Below are 25,493 nucleotides of genomic sequence, written 5' to 3'. Positions count from 1 at the left end.
CGAAAGTACCGTTCCCTCCCAGGATCGGCCCACCGGATCCGCATCGAACGGACGGTGACCAACGGTTGAAGCAGGCACCTGCGCGCTGGCCGGGACCGGATCGCCCGCGCTCCACCAACGACCGGGGGACCGTCCTGCCACACGTCCCGATCCGCGCGCCGGAAGGTCTTGCGCATCCGCTCCGGCAGCTGCCTGATGTCCGCCATACACGGTGCCCCGGATCCGGAGCGAATTACCGGTTATCCGGTATTGTACCCCCTTCCGGGGCCCGGTTGCTTTGGTCCCTCCAACCTGGCCCCCATGAAGACCCTGCGACACCTTCTCGTTCTCCTGGCCTTCGCCTGGCTCGTCCACGCGAACGCCCAGACCACCATCACCGGCAACCTCCTCGTGGATGACACGTGGACGACCACCGGCTCGCCCTACACGATCACCGGGGCTACGACCATCGCCTCCGGGGTCACCATCACGGTGGAAGCCGGCGTACAGGTGCTGTTGAACTCAACCTCGTTGACGGTGAACGGAAGCTTGCTGGCCACTTCGGCCACGTTCAGCCCGAACGGTGCCGCGAACGCCTGGGAGCTGCGTGCGGGGTCCGGGGGCATCATCGACCTCGACGGCTGCACATTGAGCGACGGCAACCGGGTGAACGTCCTCACCGACGGTACGGCCACGCTCACCAACTGCACGCTCACCGGCCATTACCTGAACTCCGACGGGAGCACCACGCTCACCGGAGGAAGCATCCAGGATGTCACCTACGGCGTGTTCGTGAACAGCGGGACCTGCTCCGTGTCGGGTACCGCGATCAACGGCGCCACCACGGGGCTTCATTTGGGCGGCGGTGCCTGCACCATCGATGGCATCTCGATCAGCGGAAGCAACTTCCCGATCTTCCTGGGCTACTTCGCCACCCTGACGAACACCACCTACGGGGCGAACTCCTTCACCGGCAACACGCGTCCCGCCGTTCAGGTCGGATACTCCACCATGGGCGCGGACCGCACCTACGACGGCCTGGAGATCCCTTATTACCTGGACAACGGCTTGACGGTGAGCAGCGGCGTCACCTGGACCCTGGGATCACAGGCGAAGGTGAAGGTGGAGGACAATAAGACCATCACCATCAATGGAACGCTGGCCGCCGATGCGGACCCCGGAGAGGAGATCGTGTTCACCAGCTACCGCGATGACAACACCGGAGGGGACAGCAATGGCAACGGCTCGGCCAATGCACCGGCCCACGGATCCTGGTACGGCATCCGCTTCGGTTCCGGGACGAACCCTTCCGCCAGCACCATGACGCGTTGCCGGGTGCAGTACGCGGGTCAGGTCTCCGGATCGGTCACCTACGGCGGGGTGGACGTCAACGCCAGCGCGCCCAGCTTCACCGAGTGCGTCTTCCAGTTCGACCGGACGGGCATCACCCTGCGCAACGGCAGCGCCGCCTTCATCGGGGCGTGCACCTTCGGCAGCAGCCTCTCAACGCCCATCGCCATGACGCTGGACTGCGCCCCCGACTTCCTGAACAACACCTTCAGCTTCATCGACAACCAGTACGATGGCATCGGCCTCTTCGCCACCACGCTCACCGCGGACAACACGCTGATCAAGCGCGACGTGACCGGAACACCGAACGTGACCTACGTGCTGCTCGGCGATGTGATCATCCCCGCCGGGCTCACCCTGACCGTGGACGCGGGTCTGGTGATCAAGACCTACGGCCAGTTCGACATCCACGTGGGCGGTACGCTCCTGCTCAACGGTTCCTTGCTGGAGCCCATCACCATCACGAGCGTGGCGGATGACAACGTGGGCAACCCCAACGACACCAACAAGGACGGCAACACGAGCCTGCCCACCACCACCGGCAACCGGCCCGGCGGCATCGCGGTGGACATCGGCGGGACGCTGACGATGACCCATGTGGACATGCGCTACAGCATGGGCAACGTCAGCAACCTCTTCGGGAACACCATCTCCGGCGCACCCTTCGTGAGCCCCTGGACGGTGTTCGACCGGGGTGGTGCGGTGTCGCTCACGAACTGCTCCTTCAACGACGGAACCTACGGCTACGAAGGCGGCGAAGCGTCGGCCGCCGCACTTACGGATGTCACCTTCAACAACTACACCCAGGCCGCCGTGGCCATCCAGGCCACTGCGAACCCCACCTTCTCCAACATCACGTTGAACAACGTGGGGCTCGATGCTCTGGGCATCATCGGTGGCACCGTGACGGTGAACGGCACCATGGCCCAGCGGTCCCTGGGCACACACACGAACGTGACGCAGGTGATCCTGGGGGACCTGACGGTGGCGGCCGGCGCTCAGCTCACCATCGACCCCGGTGTGGTGGTGAAGATGGGCCCCAATGCCCGTCGCATCATCGTCAACGGCGGCCTTCACGCCGTGGGCACCCCCACCGAGCCCATCATCTTCACCGAATGGCGTGATGACCTGTTCGGCGACCCGATGGACACCAACCAGGACGGCAACAGCACCGTGCCGGCCACCGGAAACTGGTATGGCATCCGCTTCAACGCCACGGCCGACGACGGGTTCAACCGGATCGAGCATGCCCGGGTGCGGTACGCGGGTCGCACGGGTTGTGTGGCCAGCGACGACCACACGGCCGCGATCCACTTCTCCGATGCCGGAGGGGTGGTGGAGAACGTGCAGGTGGAGTACGGCCGATACGGCTTCTCCTTCGTGGGCAACAGCGATCCCGCGATCAGCGACTGCACCATCGACTGGTGCACGGACGCGGTGTTGGCGATCGGTCCCGGCGCCGCGCCGACCTTCAGCAGCATCACCGTCGCCTCCACGAACGCGCTCATGGGCGCACAGGTGCTGGCCTGCTCGCTCGGTAGCGACGCCACGCTGGGTCCGCTGAACGTGGACGGATACGGCGTACTGCCCTACCTCTCCGCCGGGTTCACCGTGGGTGCCGGCGCCACGCTCACCATCCTGCCGGGCACCGTGATCAAGTGGCGCACCGCCACGCAGGTGAGCGGATGCCCCACCTGCGTCCAGCGGTGGGACATCCAAGGTGCGCTGGTGGCCGTGGGCACCAGCACGGAGCCCATCATCTTCACCTCCCTCAAGGACGACTCCGAAGGCGGCGACACCAACAACGATGCGAACGGCAGCGTTCCGCAGAACGGGGACAACGCCGGGATCGCCTTCCGCGCCGGGTCCAACGGGCTCCTGAACCACCTGCAATTCGTGTCGTTCCGGTATGCGTCCACGGTCTACATCTCCGACTTCAACGGGGTGGTGATCTTCGAGAACTGCTCAGGCACGGTGGAGGATTGCGTCATCCAATCCAGCAACGTTCCTGCGTTCGATATCAAGGGCACCGCCTCGCCCATCATCCAGAACAACTTCATCAACCTGATCGATGACGTTCCGGTGTTCATGAGCGCTTTCGCCACGCCCACGCTCAGCAACAACACCATCAGCAATGTCTCGCTCTTCGCCATCGGCCTGCGGGCCGAGAACTGGACCACCAGTGGCACCCTGGCCCATCATCAGCTCGGGCCGTTCTTTCCCGCCACCTATTTCGTGAACGGAGATATCGCGGTGACCAGCGGGGCGCATGTGATCATCCCCGCAGGCACCGTGTTCAAGTTCCATCCCAACTCCTACAGTTCGATCGGCGGAGAAGGGAGCCGCTACGAGATCGCTGTCACCGGTGGAGCCCGCCTGGACATCCAGGGCACCGCGATGAACCCGGTGATCTTCACCCACCGGTACGATGACGCCTTCGGCCTGCCGGGCGACATGAACCAGGACGGGAACACCACCAGCCCCACCGTGGACCTGAGCCCATGGCGGAACGCCTGCTACGTGGAGTTCGGATCCTCGGCGGACGACGCCAGCGTGGTGGACCATGTGCTGTTCCGCTACCGCAACAAGGGCGTGCTCACCACCAGCGCCGCGCCCACGATCAGCAACTGCACCTTCGACCACCTCGAATCCGGCATCCATTCGCTGGGCAGCCAGGGGCCGCACGTGGCGGGCTGCACGTTCACGGACCTTGCGCAGACCCCCTTCCGCACGAGCATCCTGTCGATCCCCGATGTGCTTGTCGGATGCAACATCACCGGCAGCACCAAACGCATGATCTGGATCGAGAACGAGACGCTGCTCCAGGACGCCTCCCTCGACCCGATCGATCTCGCGGGCATCACGAACATCCCCTACTTCTTCCGCGACGGCTTCACGGTGGGCACCAATGCGGACCTGACCATCGCGCCGGGGATCATGTGCAAGTTCGCCGACGGCAAGTCGCTCACCGTGCAACGCGGCCTCTTCGCGCTGGGCAGCAGCGGTCCGGAGAACACCATCGTGTTCACCCACGAGCGCGACGACTTCTATGGCGGGGACAGCAACAGTGATGGCGGCAGCGGAGTGGGCACCAGCAGTTGGGCGGGCATCACCTTCGCCAACAGTGCGGTGGACGCCGACTGCCAGATGGACCATTGCGTGGTGCGCTATGCCCAGCGGAGCAATGTGAACGACCCGGGCGCCATCCGTTGCCAGAGCGCTTCGCCCACCATCACGAACAGCCTGTTGCAGCACGCCTACTATGGTGTACGGGCTGAAGGCCTCAGCGATCCGGTGATCAACCATTGCGACCTGATGGGCATCACGAGCCACGGGGTGTACAACGTGAGCCAGACCTTCAACATCGACGCGACGAACTGCTACTGGGGCGACCCGAGCGGCCCCACGCACAGCGGCAACCCGGGTGGTACGGGCATCAGTGTGACCGACCAGGTGGACTATCAACCCTTCGCGTCCGGACCGATCTCACCCCTGATGGGCGACGTGAGCCTGAACGGAGCCGTGCAGGCCTACGACGCCTCGCTGGTGCTTCAGAGCGTGGTGAGCGCGATCACGCTGACACCCCTGCAGACCACGGTGGCCGATGTGGACGCCAACACCTCGGTCACGGCCGGTGACGCCACGCTGATCCTGCAGTACACCGTGGGGCTCATCCCCAACTTCCCGGCGGAAACAAGTGTGCAGGGTGGTGACCAGCAGCATGCTCCCATGCTGGACCCGGCCGCTGTACTCCTCTCCTCCACGCAGGTGGCACCGGGCGACAGCTTCGCGCTGGACCTCTCCCTGATGGGGGTGGATTCGGTCCTGTCGTTCCAGCTCACGCTCGCGTTCGACCCTGCACTGATCGAACTGATCGACGTGGAGAGCCTGTTGCCCGCCGGTTGGATGCTGGCCCAAGGCACCCCGGGGAGCGGCACGCTCATCCTGGCCGGCGCCAGCGCCTATCCGCTCACGCAGGACGGCGCCGTGGTGCGGCTCCATCTCGTGGCGGACAGCGGTGTGACCCAGTTCACCACCACGGAATTGACCCTGCTGAACGTCCTGGTGGATGACGTGGACGTCACGGCCACCGCGGTCGCAGGCGAGGTCATCATCCAGCCGACCATCAGCACCGGCATCGATCCGGAAGCCCTGCGGCCCGGTCAGGCGATGGCCTATCCCATGCCTGCGGTCGACGGCTTCACCCTTGCCTGGTCGCCGCTCTCACCGGGTGCGCCCGTCGAGCTGCGGCTCTATGACGAACGCGGCCGGCTGGTGCTTGCCCGCATGGTACGCCCCACCACCCAAGGCTCGGTGCAGACCGTCCATGTGGACCGGAGCGAACTGGGCACGCAGCTCCAAGGCGTGTTCGTGCTCCACCTGCTCCAGGGCGAGGCCGCGATGCACTGCCGTGTGGTGCTCCGTTGATGGTCCCCCTCACCCTCCAATACCCGAGCCATGCGCCTATCCGCCATCCTGCTCACGTTCCTGATGGGCATCGACCTGTGGGCCCAATCGGTGAACCTCCAGGCCGGTACCGCCACCGGGGTGCATCCCGGCCAGGTCTTCGACCTGCCCATCGTGGTGAACACGGACCTGACCGGCCTTGATGTGCGCAGCTTTCAACTGAGCGTGACGAAGCCCTCCACCTGCACCTTCCAGAACGTGATCGTGGATCCGGGGGACCTGCTCCATGGCGTGGGCACACCCGTGGCCAACGCCACCACCACGGTGCTGATCGCCTGGGCGGGCACCGCGCCGTTGAGCGGCAGCGGCACGCTCCTTCGACTGCGTTTCCAGGCCAACAGCACCGGCAGCACCAACATCCAGTTCACCCCGGCGGGCTCCAACCTGTTCAACGAAGGAAGCCCCACCCTCTCCTTCACCAACGGCTCGGTGAGCGTGACCCCCGGTCCGGTGATCACGGTCAACCCGGCCTCGGCCGTGCTCATCCCCGGCGAGGCGCTGACCCTCACCGCGTCCGGTGGGACGGCCCCCTACCTCTATTCCTCCACGGATCCCGCAGTGGGCACGGTGAGCGGAGGTAGCTGGACGGCCGTGGCACAGGGTCTCGGAAAAGCACAGGCCGAGGATGCCATCAGCAACACGGGTACGAACTCGGGCTGGTATGACGTGCGCACTTTCGACCTGGACATCGGGAGCGCCACCGGCTACACCACGCAGGAGCTGCGCGTGCCGCTCACCATGAAGGACCCCTCCGGCACCGGGTTCTACGCGGGTGACATCCGGGTCGATGGCCACACGGCGCTGCAGTTCACCGGCCTGGATGTGGCCGGGTATCTGCTGGATGGCATGAACCTCCAGACGAACACCTCCGGCGCCTCCGTGTACCTGAGCTTCGCCGATGCCATGCCTCGAAGCCCCATGGGGACCGATACGCTCGGCTGGTTGCGCTATGAGAAGCCGGACCCCGGTGCGGGCAATTACACGCTGAGCATCGGTGGCGCTTTGTTCGATGAGACCCACAACGTGCGCGCGGCCACCGGCTCCCTCAGCTTCCAGAACCTGCCTGCCATCGGCATCACCCCGGGCACCGGCAGTGTTCAGGCGGGCCTGACCCTTCTCTTCGCGACCACCGGCGCGGTGGTCCCGCCGGTCGCATGGTCGGTGTCAGACCCCACCGTCGGTTCCATCGACGCGGCGGGGCTCTTCACGGCGTTGGACAACGGCACGGTCCAGATCTCGCTCATCGATGCCATCGGGAACACCGCCTCCACAGGCACCATCCATGTGTGGGATGCGCTGCTGAAGGTGGAGGACGTGCAGGCTCCGGTGGGCGGCGACGTCTGGGTCCCGGTGACCCTGGGGCCCTCCGTGAACAACGAGGATGTCCGGGCCTTCTCCATCGACGTGGGCTTCGATGCGACGCGGCTCGCCTTCGTTGCGTGGGAGAGCATCGGCACGCTCAGCGACGGCTGGCTGGCGGCCACGTCGACCTCCGCAGGAACCCTGTCGGTGGTGGCCGCCAGTGCGGACCCCTTCCAGCCCGGTGGTGTGATCGGCTACGCGCATTTCGAGGTGCTCCCGGCGTTCACGTCAGGCACCACGACGGTCACCCTCCTCTCGTCGCTCTTCAATGAAGGGGATCCGGTCGTGCTGCATGACCATGGCGTGCTCACGGTCAGCAATGGCGGCTGTGCCTCGCCCGGATGCACCAACCCCTACGCGTGCAACTACGACCCTGACGCCGTCTGCGATGATGGAAGTTGTGCGTTCTCCGGTCCGGACTGCATTGCCGCACTCGCCCTTCGGGTCATGCTGGAAGGGCCCTATGTTACCGGTAGCGGGCTCATGGACGACGACCTGCGTGCGACCCTTCTTCTTCCTTCCGGCGAACCGTACACCGCATTATCCTACTCGTACACGGGTACCGGGGGTGGCGTAAGTGCGGACCCGGGCGCCTTTGCTGCGTCCGGGTCCGACGCCATCGTGGACTGGGTGGTGGTGGAACTGCGCGATGCCGCACTGCCCGCAACGGTGGTGCACAGCCGACCGGCCCTGCTGCAGCGCGACGGCGACGTGGTGGACCTTGATGGCGTCTCCACCCTGGACCTCAGCGCCCACACCGGCGACCACCATATCGCGGTGCGACATCGCAACCACCTCGGTTGCATGACCGCCGACCCCGTGCATATTGCGACCGGTCCGATCATGGTGGACCTCACCAGCCCGACAACGACCACCTACGGGACCGGTGCCCGAAAGGACCTGGGCGGTACCATGGTGCTCTGGGCCGGTGATGTCACGTTCGACGGCCTCATCAAGTACGTGGGAGCGGGGAATGACAGGGACCCCATCCTGGCGGAGATCGGCGGGACCGTCCCCACGGCCATCAGCAGCGGCTACAAGGGCACCGACGTGAACCTGGACGGGGTGATCAAGTACGCCGGCCCCAGCAACGACCGCGACATCATCCTGACCAATATCGGCGGCTCCGTTCCGACCAGCGTGAAGGTGCAGCAGCTTCCTTGACGATACCCGGACCGGTCACCACACGGTGGACCCCGCGAATTCGACGGATCACCCTGTCGGTCCATGCATGAAGTTCCGATCCGCAGGATCGGCGCGAGAACGGAAGGGCCATGGATCGGCCCGTGTCGCGGTGGGCGGACAGATGCTTGCGCAGCCGCCCCTCCATGGCCTCTGTGGTATGACCGATGTAGTAGCGGTCCAATTCCGCCGAATACAGCACGTAGAACAACGCCATGCCATCAACAGAAAGGCCGCCCCGATCGGGACGGCCTCCGTTCTGTCGGGGTGACTGGATTCGAACCAGCGACCCCTTGCACCCCATGCAAGTGCGCTACCGGGCTGCGCTACACCCCGAACGGGGCGCGAAGATAGCGGTTCCTTCCGTTCCGAGCACCCAGCGGTGATCCGTGTTCATCGCCATCCCTGGTCACCAGGTCACGCACCCCCGGAAGACCCTTGCTGCTCGGGGATCCGATGCCTGCGACCAAGCTCAGTTCCTGTCCACGACGCGTGCCGTCGCCCGTGGAAAAGACCGCCACCGAGCGAGCGGTCCGCTCCCATACCCCGGGCCGCTCATGGCCTGGACCGGGGCACACAGAGCCGGGATCGGGAGATCAGGGCGGATTCCTCAGCGATCGCACCAGTGGTCGTTGACCACCGATCGGGTGGCGCGATCGGCGCTGGGATCCACCGGACGGCCGCTCACGAACAAGGGATCTCCACGCTGACGGTGGTGCCCTTGCCCAATGTGGTGTCCACCTGGACGTGGCCACCCAGCTCGCCGGCACGTTGTCGGACGTTGACCAGCCCCAACCCGTCCGCTCCTTTCGAAGGGTCGAAGCCCGATCCGCTATCCGCCACGATGATGCTGAGGCGCCCTCGTCCGCGGGTCACTGAAATGGACAGCTCTGAAGGCCGGGCATGCTTCAAGGCGTTGGTCACAAGTTCCTGCACGATCCGATATACCGTCACCTCCAACGACCTGTCCAGGCGATCCTCCAGCCCGAACACGTCCAGTTCGACCTCCAACCGGCCCTTCAGCACGATGCTGTCGCGGAGGTCCTCCAAGGCGTTCACCAATCCGTTCCGGGCCAGCGATCCGCGCAGCATGTCGTGGGAGATCCGGCGGACCTCCGACACGGCCTCGTCCAGCAGGCGGTACACCTTCACGTACTGCTCCTCTTGTTCCTCCCGTACCGTGCTGATGCGCGACTCCAAGGCACCGAACTGAAGCTTCACCGCGCTCAGGAGGCTGCCCAGCCGGTCATGCAGGTCCTTGGCGATGCGCTCCCGCTCCTCATGCTGGGTGCGCACCGTGGCCTGCAGGACACGGAGCTCCTGCCCGCGCATCAGCTCATCCACCTGCTGGTCGTGCAGTGCTTGCTCGTTCCGGCGCAGGTGGCGTTGCTGGCGGATGGACCGCACCAGCAATCCGGCGATGACCACCAACAGCGCGGCCAGCGCCAGGAGCAGGTTCCGCTGCTCCCTGCGGCGTCCGGCCTCCGAGCGCGCGCGGTCGAGCTCGGCCTCCGTGAGCGCCAACCGTTGACGGTTCTTTTCCGTGGCATGCTGGATCTCGAGCCGGTGGACGACCTCGCTCTCCTTCACGGTGCTCAACGAGTCGCGCAACGCCTGCGCATGGTCGTGGTGCCTGAAGGCCTCCTCATACCGCCCCAATTCCCGCAGCCAGCGGGCATAGCGCTCCTCCGCCTCGGCGATGCGCTCGGCATCCTGGCGCAGGCGGGCCCTTTCGATGGAGCGCCGGACCGTGGCCAGCGCACTGTCGGTACGCCCCTGTTCCCAAAGCACCGCGCTCAAAAAGAACAGCCCGGAGGCCTGCGCCACCGTGTCCCCGATCGCGCTGTGCAGGGCGAGGGACCTCCGGAGGTGCGCCTCCGCCTTGTCAAGGTCCTTCAGCCGCTTGTACATGGTGCCGATGTTGGCTTCCACCCTGGCCGCGAAGGCCGTGTCGCCGAGCGGGCCGTTCTCCCGCAGCGCCTCTTCATAATGGGCGATCGCCTGCAGGGGGCCGTCCTGCTTGGCGATCGCGCTACCGATGTTGTTGAGGGCCTTGCGGACCAGTGCGGCCTCACCGGCCGCGCGCGCGCACCCGAGGAAGACCCTGTACTTGTCCAAGGCCTCGGGCCAGCGCCCCTGGTAATAGTTGATGTTCCCTTGATCATTGAGGGCCATGCAGACCCCCCTGGAATACCCCGCGCGCATGGCGATCCGCTCGGCCTCGATGAATCCGGCCAGGGCCTCCTCATACCGGCCGTGCTGCCGATCCACCTCGGCCAGGAGAAGAAGACAGTCCGCGCGCTCGCGGTCATGGGAACCGCTCCCGGCCAGTGCGAGCGCTTGCCGCAGGGACAGCGAAGCGAGCGAGTCGATGTGGAGGTTGACCAGCGCACGGCCATGCTCCCTGGCGTGCAGGTAGCGGAGCTCGAACGGATCCTCCATCCGAGGCAGGTCGACCTCCAGCAGCCGGATGGCCTGGTCCGGATGCCCGCTCATGTTCAGGAGGTCGGCACGGACCACGCGCCCGAAGCGGGCCAGCTGGGGTGCGTGAGCTCCCAAGGCCTCCAGGCTGTCCGCAAGACGTGCAGCCCCCGCCAGATCACGACGTTCGCGCAGCTTCTGTTCGGAACGGTAGTACGGCGCAAGCGGAGAGGAGGAGCCCCGGTGCTGGGCTTGGGCTTTGACGCACATGCACAGGATAAGCAGCGCTCCCAGTGCTAGGATCCGCCCCTGTCGCGCACCCATGACCAGTCCTTTCGGATCCAGGGGCTCAGCCCTTCTTGCTGGCCTCCACCGTCGCGGTCTCCTCGTGCGTTTCCTTGCCCCCCACGAGGGCGCGCACCTGGATGTCCAGCCGTTCGTCAGGGCTGTGGGCAAGGCGCAACCGCCAGACATCCTCACCGGCCTCAGCCCCGGGCGTGCGTTCGTACTCGAGAACATAGCCATCCCTGGCCGAGCCTTTCGCCACTTCGGCATTCCTTGCATACCCCGGTGGGTGCGTGCAGATGGCCACATAGGCCCCCCGCTTCTTCAGAAGGACGATCTCGATATCCCACATGATGGTGATGGTGTTGGTCGGTCAGCGATCGATCAGGCGATGCCCGGCACCCAGCCCCGCTCCATGGCATACTTGACCAGGCCGGCGGTGTTGTGAAGGTCGAGCTTCTGCAGGATGTTCTTGCGATGGGTCTCCACGGTCTGCGGACTGATGAACAGGCGTCCGGCGATGTCGGTCGTGCTCAGCTCGGCACAGATGAGCTGGACGATCTCCTTCTCGCGCTTGGTCAGCGGGATGTACCCTTTGTCGCCGATCCGCTGTCGGAAGCGATCGGGTTGCCGCATCACCGCCCGCACCGCCTCGCCCAGATATTCGCCACCGGAGGCCACCACGCGCAGCGCGTGAAGCAGCTCCTCCTTGCCCGTGTTCTTCAACAGGTACCCCGCCGCTCCTGCGTCCAGCAGCTCATGGACGAATTCCCGGTTGTTGTACATGCTGAGCACAAGCACCCGGCTCCCCGGGCTCACCTTCCGCATGGCCCGGGTGGACTCGATGCCGTCCATCTGCGGCATGCTGATGTCCATGAGCACCACATCGGGCTGCAGCTCAGCGGCACGCGTCAGCGCCTCCCTGCCGTCCAGGGCCCTGCCCACCATCACCAGGTCACGCTGCGTACCGATGAGCGCCTCGAGACCGTCCAGAACGAGGGACTGGTCGTCCACGAGCAGGATACGACCGGCGGACATGGCAGCGAAGATCCGTTGACAGGCCCGGGAAAGTAATACCTGAAAACCGGTAATCCTAGGGCCGAGCTACCCGGTGACCGGGCAACCGGATACCTGTACCAGGGGCCGGCCTTGCGCTGCCCCTCACAACAGCCCCAGCGACACCATCAGGGCGAAGGCCGTCAAGGCCAGGTAGATCCCGAAGGTCAGCAGGCTCGTATGGTACTTGCGGAGGAAGGTGTTCATCGCGGTTCCGATGTGCGGACAAAGGTCCGATCGACCTGGCGGGATCGTGCTTCGCGGATGTGAAGCTTCCGTGAGGTTTTGCACAGCGTTGTCCACACTCCCCTTTCCACCATTCATGGATCATGTCAAACATTCATGGATCCCGAGCGTTGTCCTCCCCGTGCACGGCTACTTTTGCCGGCCTTCGCATGCGCCTTTCCGCTCTCCTCCCGGCATTCCTCTGCACCTGTCTCCTGTCCGCCCAGGAACGGCATACCCTGAGCGGCTACGTGAAGGACGCGGCCAGCGGTGAGGCCCTGATCGGCGCCGGTGTCTACCTGCCGGCGATCAAGAAAGGGACCGCCACCAACGCGTACGGGTACTATTCGCTGACCCTGGAACCCGGGACCTACACGGTGAACACCAGCTATCTGGGCTACGGCGAACGGTCCATCACGGTGGAACTGAAGGCCGACCAGGTCCTCAACATCGAGCTGCAGCCGGACGCCATCATCGCCCAGGAGGTGACCATCACCGGCAAGGATGCCCGCAAGAACACGGAAAGCACCGACATGGGCCGCGCCGAACTGGACGTGCAGCAGGTTAAACTGCTCCCGGCGCTGCTCGGCGAGGTGGACCTGCTGAAGACCTTGCAATACCTGCCGGGCGTGAAAAGCAACGGCGAGGGCAACGCGGGGTTCTATGTGCGCGGCGGCGGACCGGACCAGAACCTGATCCTCCTGGACGAGGCCACGGTGTACAACGCCAGTCACCTGTTCGGGTTCTTCAGCGTGTTCAACGCCGATGCCGTGAAGAACATCGAGCTCATCAAGGGTGGCATCCCGGCCATGTACGGCGGGCGCATCAGCTCGGTGCTCGACATCAGCATGAAGGAGGGCAACGACAAGTCCTTCCACGCCCAGGGCGGCATCGGCCTCATCAGTTCGCGCCTCACCGTGGAAGGCCCCATCGTGAAGGAGCGCGCGAGCTTCCTGCTGAGCGGCCGCCGCACCTACATCGACGTCATCACCAAGCCCTTCATCCCGGACAGCTCGGCCTTCGGTGGGTCGGGATACTACTTCTATGACGTGAACGCCAAGGTGAACTACCGGTTGAGCGACAAGGACCGGTTGTACCTCAGCGGCTACTTCGGCCGCGACGTGTTCACCTTCGCCAACAGCGACCCGGACGCGCCCACCTTCCGCATCCCCTGGGGCAACGCCACGGTGAGCGCACGGTGGAACCACGTCTTCGGGCCGAAGCTCTTCCTGAACACCACCGCCACCTTCAGCGATTACCGCTTCGAGTTCAAGGCCGACCAGGAGTTCTTCGCCTTCTCGCTCTTCAGTGGCATCAAGGACGTGGGGCTCAAGATGGACCTGAGCCACTACGCCAGTGTGCGCCACACCCTCAAGTACGGCGGGCAGTACATCCACCACACCTACACCCCCAGCACGGTGGAGGCCCGCAGCGGCAGCACCGATTTCGACATCCTGGCGCCCAGCCTGCTCATCGCCCACGAGGGTGCGGTCTACGTGCAGGACGAGTTCGACCTCACGGACGAGATCCGCATCAATGCCGGACTGCGGTTCACGGGCTTCGCCCATGTGGGCCCCTTCGATGAGTTCGTGCTGGACGAGCAGGGCGAGCGCACGGGCACCCGTTCCTTTTCCGGTGGGGAGACCGTGGGCAGCTACTTCGCCCTGGAACCGAGGCTCAGCGCCCGTTACCGCATCAACGAGCGCAGCAGCGTGAAGGCCAGCTTCAATCGCGGCCAGCAGTATGTGCACCTGGCCAGCTTCAGCAGCATCGCCCTGCCCACCGATGTGTGGATCCCCGCCAGCCGGGAGGTGAAGCCCCTGATCGGCACGCAGTACGCCGCCGGCTACTTCCGCAACTTCCTCGACAACATGATCGAGACGAGCGTGGAGGTGTACTACAAGGACATGCGCAACCTGGTCGAGTACGCCGAAGGTGCCGAACCCCAGGCCAACGGCAACACCAACTACTACACCCAGCTCGTCTTCGGGGATGGCTACAGCTATGGCGCGGAGCTCTTCGTCAAGAAGTCCACCGGAAAGCTCAACGGCTGGGTGGGCTACACCTGGAGCAAGACCATGCGGATCTTCCCCGACATCAACGAAGGGCGCGAGTTCCCCAGTCGGTGGGACCGCCGGCATGACCTGAGCGTGGTGGCCGTGTACGAGCTGAACAAGCGTTGGAACTTCGCAGGCACCTTCGTGTACGCCACCGGCCAGGCCGCCACACTGCCGGTGAACCGCTATTTCGTGGAAGGCAACCTGGTGAGCGAATACACCGAGCGCAACGGGTTCCGCATGGCCCCCTACCACCGCCTGGACCTGGCCATCACCCTCAACAACAAGGAACAGCGGAAGGTGAAGGACCGGTCCACCGGGGAGGTCACCTACCGCACACGCCGCTGGCGCAGCAGCTGGACCCTGGCCGTGTACAACGTGTACAACCGCGCCAATCCCTACTTCATCTATTTCGACAACGAGGGCAACGTGGCGGACGGCAGCCTGCAGGTGGTGGCCAAGCAGGTGAGCCTGTTCAGCATCCTTCCTTCCATCACCTGGAACTTCAAGTTCTGATGAAGAACCGCACCCTGCCCTTCCTGCTGCCCGCAGCCCTTGTGCTCCTGCTCAGCGCCTGCGAGAAGGAGATCACCGTGGACGTGCCCGAGACGGAGCCCCGCCTGGTGGTGGAGGGCACCATCGAACCCGGCGAACCGCCCATCATCATCCTCACCCGCACCCAGAGCTTTTTCGACCCGACGGACCTGAGCTCGTTCGCCTCGATCTTCGTGAAGAACGCCACGGTGATCGTCAGCAACGGGCTGGTCGCGGATACGCTCGACATGATCTGTTCGTCCATCCTCACCGAGGATCAGATCCTGCTGGCGGCCGAGGCCACCGGCCTGGACCCCCAACTGCTGGCCAACATCGACATCTGCCTGTATTCCACCGCCAACACGGCCATCTACGGTGAGGAGGGCGGGGTGTACGATCTCCGCGTCGAGGCGGAGGGCAAGACCCTCACCAGCACCACCACCATCGTGCCCGCAGTGCCGCTGGACTCCCTCTGGTTCCGCCTCGTCGACCAGGATGGCAGCGATGGCGACGACAGCACCGGCTTCCTGTGGGCCCGAAGCATCGACCCGCCTTCCCCGAACAACTTCTATCGGGTCATGACGCGCCGGCTCAATACCGGCGATGACGGAGCCGCGTTGGACGCCACCTTCGCCGCCCCCCTGGGCAGCACCAGCAACGATCAGTACTTCAACGGTCAGGCCATCGAATTCATCATCTCACGCGGCAGCAGCAGCTTCTCCGATCCCGAGGACCGTGGCAGCACCTTCAAACGGGGCGACACCGTGGCCGTGAAGCTCATCTCTTTGGACCAAGCGAGCTACGACTTCTATCGGAGCTATGAGAGCAATGTGGCCACGCAGGGCGACCTCTTCAACCAGCCGGCCAACGTGCGCAGCAACATCGAGGGCGGTCTCGGCGTCTGGGCAGGCCTGCACGCCAACCTCGATACGCTGGTCTGCATTCCCTGAGCCCCGTGATGCGCATCACCCGGCCGCCCGATCCGGGCGCATAGCTTTGCGCCCCTTTCCTCCCCATGTCCACCCCCGAACACGTCAAGTGCCTGATCATCGGATCGGGCCCCGCCGGTTACAGTGCCGCCATCTACGCCGCCCGCGCCGACCTCAAGCCGCTGGTGATCGAAGGCCCCCTGCCCGGAGGCCAGCTCACCCAGACCACCGAGGTGGACAACTATCCGGGCTATCCCAAGGGACGCACCGGACCCGATATGATGGAGGACCTCAAACAGCAGGCGCTCCGGTTCGACACCCGCATCCGGAACGGATGGGTCACCAAGGTGGACTTTTCCGGCCCGGTGCACAAGGTGTGGGTGGATGACAAGGAGGAGGTGCACGCCGACACGGTGATCATCAGCACGGGAGCAAGCGCCAAATGGCTCGGGCTGCCCAACGAGCTTCGGCTGCGCGACATGGGTGGAGGGGTCACCGCCTGCGCGGTGTGCGACGGCTTCTTCTACCGTGGTCAGACCGTGGCCCTGGTGGGTGCCGGGGACACCGCAGCGGAGGAGGCCACCTACCTCGCCAAGCTCTGCCCCAAGGTGTACATGCTGGTGCGAAGCGACAAGTTCCGCGCCTCCAAGGCCATGGTGCATCGGGTGGAGAACACCCCCAACATCGAGGTGCTCTTCAACACCGAGGTCAAGGACGTGCTCGGTGAACACGCCGTCGATGGCATCCTGGCGGTCAACAACAAGACCGGCGACGAGCGCCGGCTGGATGTCACGGGCCTCTTCGTGGCGATCGGCCACAAGCCGGCCACGGAGATCTTCAAGGGCTGGCTGGACATGGACGAGGCGGGCTACCTGAAGCACGACCCCGACCGCACCAGCACCAAGGTCCCGGGCGTGTTCGTGGCCGGGGATGCGGCGGACAAGGTGTACCGCCAGGCCGTCACCAGTGCGGGCACCGGGTGCATGGCTGCATTGGACGCCGAGCGCTGGCTGGCGGCACAGGGCCGTCATTGACCCAAGGGTCGCCCGGGCTACCACCACGCCCGCCACTCCGAGGCGCGCAGAAAAAAGCGCACCCGCTCCCGCCGCTTCAGAGGCAGGTCCCAGTCCCCGTCGTACTTCACATGCGTGGGCACCAGCAGCCCATGGGTCACGGCAAGGTCCACCACCATCGTGATGTCGAAGCTCAGCAGCAAGCCCGTGTGCGCCAGGTGGTATTCGCGGGCGATCACCTGCCCGGTGCCCTTGTCGAACCAGGTGTCCATCGTGCGGATCACCACCGCGTTCCGGGGGATGTCCGCCAGCGCGTCCGCACTGAACACCCAGCAATCGTGCCCGTTGCGCTCCCCGCTCCAGATGCTCATGGTGTAGTGCCGAGCCATCCCCGGATCGAACAGCGCCAGCTTGTCCCCCACGACCGGCACGTCCAACCCTTCCCCCGGGTTGAACATGAAGGCCTTGAGGTCCGCGCGATACCGCTCGAAGCGTGAACCGTCCGCTCGGGCCTCGTCCACCTCCGCAACGGTCTCGGGCACGGGGCGGGGTCCATCGGGAAAGAACAAGTTCTGGAACATGCGGGCCGTGAGGTAGCGATGGTCCCCGTCCGCTTTTCGCAAACGACCTTGCTCGCGCACACTGTCGATCACCTGGGTGGCCATCCCCCCTTCACGCACCAGGTGGGCCACGCGGAAGAACCCGGCCCGTTCACCGGCATGCGGATCGTACACACGCAGCTCCCCTTCCGTTCGGTGCGGATGCCGGCGCAGGTTGAGGAACGCGTCCTGGTACGTGGTGTCCGAACGTACCCGGGCGATGAAGGCCGTCACATCGAAACCCTCCCGTTGCGCCACCACGACCGCCTCGTCCAACAGGATCCCGGATGGCAGGCTGTCAGGCTGGGCCTTCAGGTCAGGTGCAGCGGGAAGCAGCGGAGCGAGGACCGTCGCGATCGTGCGGACCATCCATCGCGCGGTCATGGGCTCGGTCAATACCTCCGGGTGGGCCCCAGGCTGGTGTACAGCTCGTACTTCTTCCTCACATAGACCAGGAACTCGTACTGACTGAGCCCCTGCATCACCTCATCGGGCACCGCGCAGAAGTCGATGAAGTCATCGAAGCTGTCGTTGCTCAGGTTGATGATGTCGTACTCGACGTACTTGTGCAGCAGTTCCTTCAGGAGCTCGCGCTTGCGGTCCTCGTTCTGAAGGCGCGCCACCTCGCGTTTGCTGCGTTCACGCCGGCTGAACTCCTGATACAGGAAGGTGATGGGGCTCTGCAGCGCGTCCACGGAGCTCACCCGATAGTCCGATTCCTTGTAGCCCAGCCTGGCGATGTCCTGCTGGATCTGCTTGAGCGTCCTCTCGCTCAGCACGCTGGCCTCGGGCAGCACGATGGTCCATGGCGACAGCGCGATCACCACATCATACGCCGCCTTGGGTACGCTGTCGCGCACGGTGAACGGTTTGGTGACATATCCCCCCAGCCCCACCAGCAGGGTGTCCGTGCGCAGCATCCGGGTGATGAAGGTGCCGTCCGCATTGCCGAAACTGCCCGTCCGGGTGCGCTTGTTCACCACCATCAGGTCGTAATAGCTGCCTTGATGACCCTGGGCCACGACGCGGCCGCGCACGGTGACCTCCTCCTGGGCGGACACCTGGGCGACGATGGCCGCGAATGCGCTCACGAACAGCAGGGCGCAGGCACGGGTCGTTCGCCACATGGGTCAAAGGTAGACCGGTGATGGCAAGCGCCGTGCCGCATCCGGACACGACGAAGGGCCCCACGCACACACCGCAACGGCATGGCGTGAAGGCCCTTCGGAAGAAGGCCTGTGCATCTGTAAGCCGGGTTCTGTTCCCCACCGGAGCGGGGCCCTCGTCATCTATCCAGGGTCCACCTCGCGATGGACCTCCATCGACCTACCCGCCGGGATCGGACGGGCCGCCCTTACCGACCGGGGCCCCTTGCAGGGTGGCCCGGCCGGACCCCGGCCTATTTGGTCTTTCAGCCCGTGGGGTTTACCAAGCTTCCGATGTCACCACCGGAACTGGTGGGCTCTTACCCCACCTTTTCATCCTTGCCACCGCATCGCTGCGGTTCGGCGGTCTCCCTTTCTGTGGCACTTTCCGTGAACGTGGCGTTCCCGCCACGCCCCCTTCCCGTTAGGAAGCACGGTGCCCTGCGCTGCCCGGACTTTCCTCTCCCCGCCTTGCGGCGGGCAGCGACGAAGCGATGCACAGGATGTCAACGAACACGTTCACCGACGACGGTGGATCACCACTTCGGTGGCCCCCGATCCATAACGCCGTGGATCGGCGTCGTAGAACTGCACCGTGTCGTAGTACTGCAGGATGCGGCGCACCTCTTCGCGCAGCACCCCTTCACCCACTCCGTGGATCACGATGAGCTTCCGCTTGCCATCGCGAATGGCCCCTTCAAGGGCACGTTCGAAGTAAGCCAGTTGAAAGCTCAGCTTCTCCTCATCGCTCAGCCGCGTCTCATCCTCCACCAGCTCGTGCAGGTGCAGGTCCACCTCGGCCACGCTGCTGTCCTCCGGCCGCTTCGGGGTCTTGCCCGGCCTCAGGTCACGGCCTGCGGTCCTCCGGCGACGGCGCTCCTCCATCACGTCATTGGCCGCGATCATCCCGGCCTGGTGGTCCGTCACCCGGTGCTCGTGCTCGTCGATCACCCGGGGGACCAATGCCCGCACAGGGTACTCCAGCTCGAACCCGTCGTGGGTGCGCACCACCACCCGCTCACGAGGCAGCACGCGCAGCACGGTGCCACCGCCCGCCTCATCGAGGAAGGACACCCGGTCACCGGCCCGCAGCACCACGCTCATGCGGCAAAGGTACATGGAGCACCGGGGCGGGTATCTTGGCCGTCACGCCCTGCGGCCATGAAGCAACGAGGACCCTGGACCACCCTGCACGAGGAACTGCGCTACGAGACCCCTTGGATCGCGGTCAGTCACCACGACGTGATCGACCCTGGAGGCCGTGAAGGCATCTATGGCGTGGTCCACTTCAAGAACCTGGCGATCGGTATCATACCGCTCGATGAGGAGCTCAACACCTGGATCGTGGGGCAGTACCGCTACCCGGTGCAGGCGTACAGTTGGGAGATCCCCGAGGGTGGTGGCCGGCGCGACATCCCTCCACTGGTCAGCGCCCAACGCGAGCTCCGCGAAGAGGCCGGCATCGTGGCCGAACGATGGACCGAACTGCTCCGCATGGACCTGAGCAACTCGGCCAGCGACGAGCATGCGATCATCTACCTGGCCCGGGACCTGAGCTTCCACCCCCCGCAGCCCGACCACGACGAGGAGCTCGCCCTGCGCAAGGTGCCGTTCGCCGAGCTCTTCCGCATGGTGATGGACGGCGAGGTGACCGACAGCCTCACAGTGGCCGCCGTGCTGAAGGTGCAGGTGATGCTGCTCCAAGGCGGCGCCGGCGCCCTCGCTCAGAAATAGAGGCCGTGCAGCATCACCCGGCCATCGCTCCGCCACTCGATGGCCGGCGACGGCAGCTTGATGCAGTTCAGCATGAACAGGACCGTCCGCCACGCCTTCCCGCGCACGGGGATCCGTTCCAGGTCCACGTCCACGGCCAGAAGCACCTGCCTGAACCGCCCATCCCCGGGTTCCGCTTCGGCGGTGAGCATGCCGTCGCCTCCATGGCCCAGCGCCAGTCCGAGCCAGTCCCATGCGCTCGCCCTTCCGCGCACGGCTCCGGCGGACAGCGTGAGCCAGATGGTCTGCGCGTTGTAGTCCTTCAGTACCTGCTCGGCGAAGGACGTGCCCAGCAGGTCCGGTCGTTGCGCCGCGTACGGACCCGGCCACACGCTGTACTTGACCTTGATGCGCTGCTGTCCCCAGGCCAGCTCCTGACCGAGGAACAGGCCGGCTCCCGCCGCATTCGCCAGCATGTCCCAACCGCTGAACCCCCAGCCCGCGCTGAACCCGTCCAGCACCTCGACCCCGGTGAGGAAGACCAGCGACGTGCCGGCACCCACCCACGCCGCCTGCCGCTGCGGAACACCCGACGCACGCATCAGCCCCTGCCCCCACCGCCCGATCCAGTAGCTGCTGAACACATGGCCGGCCTTGTCCATCTGCAACCATTCGGCGCCATCGTTGAACCCATGGAACCTGCTGCGTTCGTACTGCGCGTACCAAGCCTCGTTCAAGCCGATCAGGCTTCCGGCCATCACCGCAACACCGGCGCCGGACACGGCGGCGAGCCGGCCCCGGTGCACACCCGGATCGGATGCCGCGGTCTGGGCCGAAGCGTGGCCGAACACGAACAACACGGCCAGAAGCCCCGTTGAACGGATACCGTGTCGCTCGCCTGCCGCGCGGCCTGACCCCCTCCGGAACATGGGACCCAAAGGTATCCAGCGCGTGCCGCACACCTTGCCAACGGGCCTCATTTCCAGTAACTTTGCCAGTTACACCCCCCTCTTTGCGTGAGGCTCTCCCGCTCCATCATGGCCGCCGTTCTTTCGGCCGTGGGCCTCACAGGGCCCGCAGCGGACCTTCAGCACGCGCATGGACTGACCCGCAAAGGCCTGCACTCCATTTGGGCAAGCGAATTGGCGGACCACGGTATGTCCGGACGGGTGGAGGCGGCCGGCTTCTCCTTGGCAGCCGCGGACGGCTCCTGGCAGCAATCGCTGCAGGTCCGCTCCATCGGACGAACGGACCGGACCCGGCCTTGGCGTCCTTCCGCCGTGCGCGATCACGATGGCGATCTCCGTTGGCAACAGGGCACCCTCACCGTCCAGTACATCGGCTCGCAGGAAGGGCTTCGTCAGAATTTCCTCCTGGCAGCGCGTCCCGCCGGGAATGGGCCACTGGTCGTAGATCTGGGAACCAGTGGCGATCTGATCCCGGTGGCGGTGGATCGTGGCGAGGTCCAGTTCCTTGACCATCGTGGCGTCCACCGCCTCAGCTACAGGGACCTTCGTTGTTGGGATGCGCGTGGCGTCGAACTCCCCGCCAGACTTGCCGTAGATCATGCGGCCGGTGCCCGGATCACCATCACGGTGGAGGATGCCCTCGCCGAATATCCGATCACCATCGATCCGGTAAGCTCCAGCCCGGCCCTGGTGCTGTCCTCGCCGGTCACCGGGGCCGACTACGGGACCGCCGTGGCCACGGCGGGCGATCTGAACGGCGATGGATACAGCGACCTTGTCATCGGCGCTCCGTTGGCCAACAACGGCCAGACGAACGAAGGGGTGGTCTACGTGCACTACGGGTCCAATACCGGGATCGTGGCCGCACCGAGCGTGGTGTTGGAGGTGGACCAGCAGGGGGCCCAGTTCGGCTGCTCCGCAAGCACGGCCGGTGATGTCAACGGCGACGGGTTCAGCGACCTGATCGTGGGCGCAAGGTCCTGGGAGGACGATGTGGTCAACGAGCTCACCGAGGGAGCGGCCTTCGTGTTCTACGGTTCCGCAGGCGGGGTCTCCACCGTGCCGGATGTGACCCTCCAGACGAATCATGCCAGCGACAACTTCGGCGCGAACGTGGCCTGCCTCGGCGACATCAACAATGACGGGTACAGCGATGTCGGCGTCGGCGCCTATCTCAGCGCCTACCCCTCGTTCCAGGAGGGCAGTGTGTTCGTCTTCCTCGGTAGCGCCGCCGGGCTGAACACCGCTCCCACGCACCGGCTGGAGCGCAACCAGGGCGGCGCACACTTCGGACGCAGCCTCGCCTCCGCCGGCGACATCAATGGCGATGGCTACAGCGATGTGATCATTGGCGCCTCACAGTGGAGCGTCGCGCCCGGATTCGACCAGGGTGCAGCGTTCATCTACCATGGCGGCCCCAATGCGCTGGGCGCCGCGTTCAACCCCGCTCCTGTCCTCACCCTGTTCGGCACACCCACGGTGAACGACAACAACTTCGGCTGGAGCGTGGCCTGTGCCGGTGACGTGAACGGCGATGGCTACAGCGACGTGGCCATCGGTGCCTACCGCGACCAGATCGGCGTGCAGACCGGCGAAGGGGTGGTCCGCGTCTTCCATGGCAGTGCTTCGGGCCTGAGCAGCACGGCCGCCATCGCCCTCAAAAGCAATCAGAACAACGCCTGGATGGGGCGCTGGGTGAGCACGGCAGGCGATGTGAACGGCGACGGCTACGGCGACCTGCTGGTCGGCATCCCCTACTTCGCGAATCCCCAAAGCCAGGAAGGCCAGGTACGGCTGTACTTCGGATCCTCAGCGGGGATCACCACCCCGGCGATCTTCAACTACGAGTTGAACACGCCCGGCGCGTTCATGGGCGAGTGCGTGTCGACGGCAGGTGATCTGAATGGTGATGGATTCTCGGACTTCGTCGTCGGCGCGTTCAAGTACGGGTTCGGGGGCGGGGCGGCAGTGTACATGGGCGGCCCCTACTCCATGCGCCTGGCCCCTACGACCACGGGCACCGGAGGAGCGGCCGGGGCTTCGATGGGCGCCGCCGTGGGCAACGCGGGCGATGTCAATGGGGACGGTTACGCCGACGCCCTTGTCGGGATCCCCGATGCCAGCAACGGTCAGGCGGGCGAAGGGCTGGTGGAGTTCCGGACCGGCGGGCCCGCGGGCCTTCCCGGAGCCCCCACGGCCACCCTGGAGGCCAACGTCGGCGGTGCGCGGTTCGGCGCCAGCGTATGCACCGCGGGTGATGTGAACGGTGACGGTTACGCAGACGTCATCATCGGCGCACCGCTCTCCAGCGGGGCAGGTCGCGCGTACATCCACCATGGTGGCCCCGGTGGGCTCGGTACGGCACCCGCCACCACCCTCATCGGCACAGCGGGATCGGAGTTCGGGTTCAGCGTCAGCGCGGCGGGCGACATCAACACCGACGGCTATGCCGATGTCCTGGTCGGTGCACCCGGCACGTCGCAGACCTACGTGTACCTGGGGGCTCCGACCGGCATTCCGACCGCTCCGCACGTCGTGCTCAGCGAACCTCCGGCCGCGAACCGGTTCGGCCATTCGGTGTGCACGGCCGGCGATGTGAACGGGGACGGGTTCTCGGACATCATCATCGGAGCCCGTGACCTCGGCAACGGCCAAGCCGGAGAAGGGGCTGCGTTCGTCTACCACGGATCGGCCACCGGTGTGGTGCTCCCGTTCGCGCGCCGCCTCGAAGTGGACCAGGCCGGGGCCCGTTTCGGCGTCAGCGTCGCCGGTGGCGGCGACATCAACGGTGATGGCTTCTTCGATGTCGTCGTCGGCGCGGACCGCTGGGAATCGGGCCAGACCGACGAGGGGGCCGCGTTCGTGTTCCACGGCTCGGCCGGGGGCATCGGAGCAGTGCCCAACACCACCCTTCAGCGCAACATCGCCAACGGCTTCATGGGCGCCAGCGTCGCGGAAGCGGGGGACATCAATGGCAACGGATATGCCGACATCGTCGTGGGCAGCCCTGGGTACGAGAGCGCCGTGGCGCAGGCCGATGAAGGTGCCGTGTACGTCTATCAAGGCACGCCCGCCGGCATCAACCCGGCCCTGATCGACATCATCGAGTCCAACGTGGCCGGTGAGCAGTTCGGCAGCGCGGTCAGCGGTGGAGGGGATGCGGATGGCGATGGATACTCCGAGATCATCGCCGGGGCTCCCTTCGCTTCGCCCACGTTCGCCAATGAAGGACGCTGGCAATGGCACCGCGGCAACCGGGGTTATTCGCTCGACCGGTATTCGCGCCAGTACATGGCCGACCTGGTCTCCCCCCTGGCCACCAATTGCATGGATTTCGGGGTGCCGGATTTCTTCGGGATCGGGCATCGCGCGCGCAGTCCGATGCACCGGACCGATGGACGCCTGCACTGGGAGGTCGTTTTCGAGGGGCAGCCCTTCAGTGGCGCCCCGATCACCAACAGCCTGGGCAGCACCGGTCAGAGCGCCGGATGGACGGACATGGGCGTGGGCGGAACGGAGATCAAGGAGCTGATCTACAAGACAGCGGGGTACCTGCGCTACAAGTGGAGGGTGCGGGTGGAATACGAACAGGCCAAGCTTTTCGATGGCCAGCGGTTCAGCCGCTGGTTCTATGGCTATGCATCAGGGATGGGAGACATTGGCGTCCTGCCCGTGGAGCTCGTGCATTTCAGCGGCTGGCCCGAGGAACGCAGCAACCAGCTGGTGTGGAACACCGCCACCGAGCATGGCACGGCACGGTTCCTCATCGAGCGCGGATCCGATCCGGACGCGCTCGCACCCATAGGCAGCGTGGCGGCCGTGGGGGAAAGTCAGGATCTGGTGGAGTACGCGTTCACAGACAACGAGCCTCCTGCGGGATTGAGCTATTACCGACTGGTCGTCGAGGACCTGGATGGCAGCCTCAGCACGGGGCCCGTCATCACGATCGACCGGCACCGCATCGCCCAGACGATGGTGGTGGCGCCCAAGCCCGCGACCGATCTCCTGCATGTGGTCTGGACCACACCTGCCGCCTGGCTTGAACTGCTCGATCCGGCCGGCAGACCCCTCCTGAAAAGCAGGGTCCCTGCCGAGGAGCGGACCGAGGACCTCCACATCGGGTCGCTTCCTCCGGGTGTATACGTGCTCACGCTGCACGATGCCTCCGGCGCGGTCATCGACCGCACCACCATCGTCAAGGAATAAGC

General features: G+C 65.4%; 15 protein-coding genes, 1 tRNA gene and 1 other RNA gene. 7 read left to right on the top strand and 10 right to left on the bottom strand.

The genetic code is table 11. The features are described 5' to 3' along the window. Positions 1-300 precede the first annotated feature (300 nt). Together IPM49_17180 and IPM49_17175 are read left to right on the top strand one after the other, a co-directional pair. Complete coding sequence (locus tag IPM49_17180) at positions 301-5,757, top strand: hypothetical protein (protein ID MBK9276255.1); 5,457 nt, start codon at positions 301-303, stop codon at positions 5,755-5,757. Between the two features lie 30 nt (positions 5,758-5,787). Continuing rightward, positions 5,788-8,322: an Ig-like domain-containing protein gene (locus tag IPM49_17175; GenBank protein MBK9276254.1), complete on the top strand. Its 2,535-nt coding sequence runs from the start codon at positions 5,788-5,790 to the stop codon at positions 8,320-8,322. Here IPM49_17175 and IPM49_17170 read toward each other — a convergent pair. The 5 genes from IPM49_17170 to IPM49_17150 form a co-directional block, all read right to left on the bottom strand. Next, positions 8,261-8,557, bottom strand: coding sequence for a GIY-YIG nuclease family protein (locus IPM49_17170; GenBank protein ID MBK9276253.1), 297 nt, complete (start codon positions 8,555-8,557; stop codon positions 8,261-8,263). The two genes, IPM49_17175 and IPM49_17170, sit on opposite strands and share 62 nt — an antisense overlap. A gap of 45 nt (positions 8,558-8,602) precedes the next feature. Continuing rightward, positions 8,603-8,676: transfer RNA gene (locus IPM49_17165), tRNA-Pro, on the bottom strand. Positions 8,677-9,024: 348 nt separating this feature from the next. Beyond that, positions 9,025-11,031 (bottom strand): sensor histidine kinase, encoded by a 2,007-nt coding sequence (locus IPM49_17160; GenBank protein ID MBK9276252.1) that lies wholly within the window; start codon positions 11,029-11,031, stop codon positions 9,025-9,027. A gap of 79 nt (positions 11,032-11,110) precedes the next feature. After that, positions 11,111-11,398 (bottom strand): hypothetical protein, encoded by a 288-nt coding sequence (locus tag IPM49_17155; protein ID MBK9276251.1) that lies wholly within the window; start codon positions 11,396-11,398, stop codon positions 11,111-11,113. 32 nt (positions 11,399-11,430) lie between these two features. Next, on the bottom strand, positions 11,431-12,084 hold the full coding sequence (locus IPM49_17150) for a response regulator transcription factor (protein ID MBK9276250.1): 654 nt from the start codon (positions 12,082-12,084) through the stop codon (positions 11,431-11,433). A gap of 413 nt (positions 12,085-12,497) precedes the next feature. Here IPM49_17150 and IPM49_17145 point away from each other — a divergent pair, with 413 nt between their 5' ends. The 3 genes from IPM49_17145 to trxB all read left to right on the top strand — a co-directional run bounded on the left by IPM49_17145 (position 12,498) and on the right by trxB (position 16,881). Further along, a complete protein-coding gene (locus tag IPM49_17145; GenBank protein MBK9276249.1) occupies positions 12,498-14,900 on the top strand; it encodes a TonB-dependent receptor in 2,403 nt (800 codons plus the stop codon). Beyond that, complete coding sequence (locus IPM49_17140; GenBank protein MBK9276248.1) at positions 14,900-15,868, top strand: DUF4249 domain-containing protein; 969 nt, start codon at positions 14,900-14,902, stop codon at positions 15,866-15,868. The genes IPM49_17145 and IPM49_17140 overlap by 1 nt, the downstream gene beginning before the upstream one ends. 65 nt (positions 15,869-15,933) lie before the next feature. Then, a complete protein-coding gene (gene trxB / locus IPM49_17135; GenBank protein MBK9276247.1) occupies positions 15,934-16,881 on the top strand; it encodes a thioredoxin-disulfide reductase in 948 nt (315 codons plus the stop codon). A gap of 17 nt (positions 16,882-16,898) precedes the next feature. Here the strand turns inward: trxB and IPM49_17130 are convergent, their stop codons facing one another. From IPM49_17130 to IPM49_17115, 4 genes are all read right to left on the bottom strand, one after another. Beyond that, a complete protein-coding gene (locus tag IPM49_17130) occupies positions 16,899-17,828 on the bottom strand; it encodes a hypothetical protein (protein MBK9276246.1) in 930 nt (309 codons plus the stop codon). Positions 17,829-17,851: 23 nt separating this feature from the next. Then, positions 17,852-18,586: a hypothetical protein gene (locus IPM49_17125; protein ID MBK9276245.1), complete on the bottom strand. Its 735-nt coding sequence runs from the start codon at positions 18,584-18,586 to the stop codon at positions 17,852-17,854. A 104-nt stretch (positions 18,587-18,690) separates the two neighbouring features. Further along, an RNA gene (gene rnpB, locus IPM49_17120) (RNase P RNA component class A) lies at positions 18,691-19,107 on the bottom strand. Between the two features lie 16 nt (positions 19,108-19,123). Continuing rightward, positions 19,124-19,708, bottom strand: coding sequence for a Smr/MutS family protein (locus IPM49_17115; protein MBK9276244.1), 585 nt, complete (start codon positions 19,706-19,708; stop codon positions 19,124-19,126). Between the two features lie 57 nt (positions 19,709-19,765). Here IPM49_17115 and IPM49_17110 point away from each other — a divergent pair, with 57 nt between their 5' ends. Beyond that, the gene (locus IPM49_17110) at positions 19,766-20,338 is read left to right on the top strand and encodes an NUDIX hydrolase (protein ID MBK9276243.1); all 573 of its coding nucleotides are present in this window, start codon (positions 19,766-19,768) and stop codon (positions 20,336-20,338) included. On the opposite strand, the gene IPM49_17105 is transcribed toward IPM49_17110, so the two are convergent. Next, positions 20,329-21,177, bottom strand: a complete 849-nt coding sequence (locus tag IPM49_17105; protein ID MBK9276242.1) for a DUF2279 domain-containing protein — start codon at positions 21,175-21,177, stop codon at positions 20,329-20,331. The two genes, IPM49_17110 and IPM49_17105, sit on opposite strands and share 10 nt — an antisense overlap. A gap of 156 nt (positions 21,178-21,333) precedes the next feature. Here IPM49_17105 and IPM49_17100 point away from each other — a divergent pair, with 156 nt between their 5' ends. Next, positions 21,334-25,491, top strand: a complete 4,158-nt coding sequence (locus tag IPM49_17100) for an FG-GAP repeat protein (protein ID MBK9276241.1) — start codon at positions 21,334-21,336, stop codon at positions 25,489-25,491. Positions 25,492-25,493 lie beyond the last annotated feature (2 nt).

The sequence above is a fragment of the Flavobacteriales bacterium genome (assembly GCA_016715895.1).
In the GTDB taxonomy this organism is placed as follows: domain Bacteria; phylum Bacteroidota; class Bacteroidia; order Flavobacteriales_F; family PHOS-HE28; genus PHOS-HE28.
The sequence above is the reverse complement of the archived record's forward strand: the minus strand, read 5'-3'. Positions and strand labels throughout refer to the sequence as shown.